This window comes from Shimia sp., from assembly GCF_041624275.1.
Classification (GTDB): domain Bacteria; phylum Pseudomonadota; class Alphaproteobacteria; order Rhodobacterales; family Rhodobacteraceae; genus Shimia.
This window is the reverse complement of sequence record NZ_JBFJVE010000237.1, coordinates 1-3,728: the sequence shown is the minus strand read 5'-3', so window position 1 is coordinate 3,728 and position 3,728 is coordinate 1. Positions and strand designations below refer to the sequence as shown.

Annotated in this window: 6 protein-coding genes; 3 read left to right on the top strand and 3 right to left on the bottom strand. The window is 68.2% G+C overall.

Features of this window, described 5'->3' with window-relative positions; genetic code table 11:
- Both ABZD10_RS14275 and ABZD10_RS14270 read left to right on the top strand, forming a co-directional pair.
- The coding region (locus tag ABZD10_RS14275; protein WP_372887486.1) for a glycosyltransferase family 8 protein at positions 1-788 on the top strand (788 nt) is incomplete at its 5' end.
- 60 nt (positions 789-848) lie between these two features.
- Positions 849-1,421 (top strand): HD domain-containing protein, encoded by a 573-nt coding sequence (locus ABZD10_RS14270; RefSeq protein ID WP_372887488.1) that lies wholly within the window; start codon positions 849-851, stop codon positions 1,419-1,421.
- Positions 1,422-1,502: 81 nt separating this feature from the next.
- On the opposite strand, the gene ABZD10_RS14265 is transcribed toward ABZD10_RS14270, so the two are convergent.
- Complete coding sequence (locus ABZD10_RS14265; protein ID WP_372887484.1) at positions 1,503-2,306, bottom strand: acyl dehydratase; 804 nt, start codon at positions 2,304-2,306, stop codon at positions 1,503-1,505.
- A 40-nt stretch (positions 2,307-2,346) separates the two neighbouring features.
- On the opposite strand from ABZD10_RS14265, the gene ABZD10_RS14260 reads away from it, so the two are divergent.
- Positions 2,347-2,748 (top strand): VOC family protein, encoded by a 402-nt coding sequence (locus tag ABZD10_RS14260; protein WP_372887483.1) that lies wholly within the window; start codon positions 2,347-2,349, stop codon positions 2,746-2,748.
- 10 nt (positions 2,749-2,758) lie between these two features.
- On the opposite strand, the gene ABZD10_RS14255 is transcribed toward ABZD10_RS14260, so the two are convergent.
- Together ABZD10_RS14255 and ABZD10_RS14250 are read right to left on the bottom strand one after the other, a co-directional pair.
- Positions 2,759-3,412 (bottom strand): OmpA family protein, encoded by a 654-nt coding sequence (locus ABZD10_RS14255; RefSeq protein ID WP_372887481.1) that lies wholly within the window; start codon positions 3,410-3,412, stop codon positions 2,759-2,761.
- 82 nt (positions 3,413-3,494) lie between these two features.
- On the bottom strand, positions 3,495-3,728 hold a 234-nt coding region (locus tag ABZD10_RS14250; protein WP_372887480.1), incomplete at its 5' end, for a methylated-DNA--[protein]-cysteine S-methyltransferase.

Genomic DNA, 3,728 nt, shown 5'->3' with positions numbered 1-3,728 from the left:
TCGCCGCGCTGGGCATCCGCAACCAGGTGCTCGACCTGCGCCGCGAGATGGAGGCCGAGAACCTGCCGCTGCTGTGGCTGCCTCTGGTCTGCTACCTGCGGCTGTGGCTGCCCCGGGCGCTGGCAGGCCGCTACGACCGGATCCTCTACACCGACGCCGATACCTATCTCGACACTGCCGAGCTGTCGCGGCTCTTCGAGGCCGATCTCGGGCCGCATGTGCTTGCCGCGGTCAGCGACAAGCTGCAATGGCTGCGCCCCGACCGGCCGATCATCGATTTCGCCGAGCTCGGCCTGCCGGTCGGCAGGTACCTCAATTCCGGCGTCTGCCTGATCGACGTGGCGCGCTACAACGCCGAGGGGCTGCTCGCGCGCATGCTCGAGATCCATCGCCGGGGCACGCCGCTGGCACATCACGACCAGTCGCTGCTCAACCTGGCGCTCGAAGGTCGATGGGCCGAGCTGTCCCCGGTCTGGAACTGGCAATGGGCCAATGCATACCCACGGTTCACCGCGCGGGCGACGCCGAAGATCATCCATTTCGGTGGCCCGGCCAAACCCTGGAAGGCGGCCACGGTCCGCACCAGCTACCCGGCCGGGATCATCGCCACCTATCAGCGCTTTCTCGCAGAGCATGACCTGCCCGGGCAATGCGCCCCGGACCGCCCCGGCGGGCGCCGCTACGGGCCGCTGTGGCAGATCGCCAATATCGTCGAACACCTCTGGGCCCTGCCGGCCTGGCACAAGCTGGTTGCGCGCCATCCTGATCCGTGGAAAACCCGTCTCTGACCGCCGCTTCCCGGTAACCGCCCGCAAAGGATCCTGCCCTTGACCCGCGCATGGCAACGCATGCTCTCCGGCCGCCGCCTCGACCTCCTGGACCCGACACCGATGGATATCGAGATCGAGGACATCGCCCACGGGCTGGCCTTCGTCGCCCGCTGGAACGGCCAGACCAAGGGCGATTTCGCCTATTCCGTGGCCGAGCATTCGCTGCTGGTGGAGACCCTCTTTGCCCGGCTCAACCCGGGGATTTCCGCCCGCTGGCGGCTGGCGGCGCTGCTGCACGACGCGCCGGAATACGTGATCGGAGACATGATTTCGCCGGTCAAGGCCTCGGTCGGCCCCGGCTACGAGGCGCTTGACCAGCGGCTGAGCGCCGCCATTCACCTGCGTTTCGGCCTGCCCACCATCCTGCCGGCGCCGATCAAGGTGCAGATCAAGAAAGCCGACCGTGTCAGCGCCTGGATGGAGGCGGTGGAGATCGCCGGCTTCACCCGCGCCGAGGCCGACAAGCTGTTCGGCAGGCCCGGGGCCACGCTGCTCAGGGGCTTGCAGATCCACCTGCGCCCGCCGGTCGAAACCCGCGCTGCCTTCACCGCCCGCCACCAGGCGCTGCTCGAGGAATGCGAGGCCGGCTGACCCCGGCGCGCCCGCGCCGCTCTTTCTCTTGCCTGAAATATCCCGGGGTGAGCGCCCGCAGGGCGCGAGGGGCAGCGCCCCTTATCCCGCCTCGGCGATCATGTTCTGCCGCCCGTCCGGCGCCCGCACCCACAGGTTGCCATCGCCGCCCCAACACAGTTCGGCCGGTTCGAAATGCATCAAGGGTGCCGTGGCCCGGAAGGAAAACCGCCCGAGGCGGCCCAGCTCGCGCTCGGCCATCAGCATCAGCATCTGCGCCAGCAGCGGCCCATGCACCACCAGCCCGTCATAGCCTTCGACGCTGCGGGCGTAATCGAGGTCATAGTGAATGCGATGGCCGTTGAAGGTCAGCGCCGAGTAGCGGAACAACAGCGTGCTGTCGAAGCTGCGGCTTTCGCGGCGCAGCGCCTCTTCGCGCGCCCTCGGCGGCGTCGGAAGCCGAGCGCCCGGCGCCGGGTCTTCGCGATAGACCAGGTCCTGGTACTCGGTGACGCAAAGCTGCCCGCCCTGCGAAATCTCATGGCGCAGCCTGACAAAGCCCAGCGGTCCGCTGCGGCCCTGCTTGCGGCTGCTGTTCTCGAGCGTGGTCACCTTTTCGGCCGCCAGCCCGGCCCGCAGCGGCGCATGGAACTCCAGCGCGCCGCCGGCCCACATCCGCCGCGGCAGACCCATGTCGGGAATGATCCCGCCGGTTTTCGGATGCCCGTCGCGCCCCAGCTGCGCCGGCGGCCGGGCCTGCCAGAAATAGAGCTGGTGAAAGAACGGCGGCAGGGCATCGCCCGGCGACACCTCGGCGGCCAGCCCCAGCATCGCCAGCCCGGCGGCGGCGCGGGCCGGGTCGATCACGTCGCTTTGACGCAGCCTGTCTTGAATCTCGTCCTGCATCGCGTCAGGCTAGGACGGGTACAGCGCGGGAGCAAGTGGCATGTCACCTCGGATTTCCGGTATCGACCATCTGGTCCTGACCGTGGCCGATATCGCCGCGACCCTGACCTTCTACCGAGACGTTCTGGGCATGCAGCCCGAAACCTTCACCCCGCCCGACGGCAGCACCCGCTGGGCGCTGGCTTTCGGATCGCAGAAGATCAACCTGCATCAGGCCGGGGCCGAGTTCGACCCAAAGGCCGCCCATGTCCGCCCCGGATCGGCGGATCTCTGTTTCCTCAGCGATACGCCGCTCGCGCTCTGGCAGGATCACCTGCGCCAGGCCGGTGTGCCGGTCGAACTGGGCCCGCTGCGCCGCACCGGTGCAACCGGGCCCCTGTTGTCGCTCTATATCCGCGATCCCGACGGCAATCTGGTCGAGATCAGCAACCTGCTGGCGTGATCGGCTACCGTCAGGCTTTGGGCAGGATCACGATCTCGACCCGGCGGTTGCGGGCCTTGCCCTCTTCGGTCAGGTTCGAGGCCACCGGCTGGTTCTCGCCGGCGCCGATGGTCTGGATGCGTTCGAAGCCGACCCCGGCGTCCATCAGCTCATCGGCCACCGCTTCGGCGCGCCGCACCGAAAGCCTCTGGTTGTGCGCCGCCGATCCGGTGCTGTCGGTATGGCCGATCACCTGCACCACCGAGCCCGGGTAGCTGTTCAGGCTTTTGGCCACCACCCGAAGGTCGTCCTGAAGGTCACTGCGCACCGCGAAACTGTCGGTGGCGAACAGGATGTCCTGGGGCAGGGTGACGATCAGCCGGTCGCCGGCATTGACGATGCCGACATTCCGGTTGTCGATGTCGCGGCGCAGCTCGGCCGCCTGCTTGTCCAGGTCATGGCCGATCAGCGCGCCGACACCGGCGCCGATCACCACCCCGGCCACCGGCTCGTCGGCGATCACCTCGCCGAGAACCCCGCCGAGGATTCCGCCGAGAATGACGCCTCCGCGGGTGTTGCGGTACTCGTCCTGCGACTGCTGGTCTCCGGTGACATATTCCGGGCTGGTGCAGGCGCCAAGGGCGATGGCTGAGGTAAGAAGTGCAGGAAGAAGAATGCGGGTCATTGTGGCTGCCTCTGGTAGGTCCTGGTCCGGTTTTCCGGCTCCGGTTCCAACATAGGGCAGTTTCGACCCGGACCCAAACCTCTCAGAGGGGTTTCTCGGCAAGTTCTTGCGCTTTGCCGTCGTCCCCGGCCGTCTGTGCGGCCTCGGCCCGCGCCGCTTCGCGGGCCAGCAGCGCCCGTTTCACCGGCAGGCCCCAGTGATAGCCGCCCAGCCCCCCCGATTTGCGCAGGGCGCGGTGGCAGGGGATCAGCCAACTTACCGGATTTCGCCCGACCGCGGTGCCGACCGCGCGCACGGCGCGCGGGCTGCCGATGCT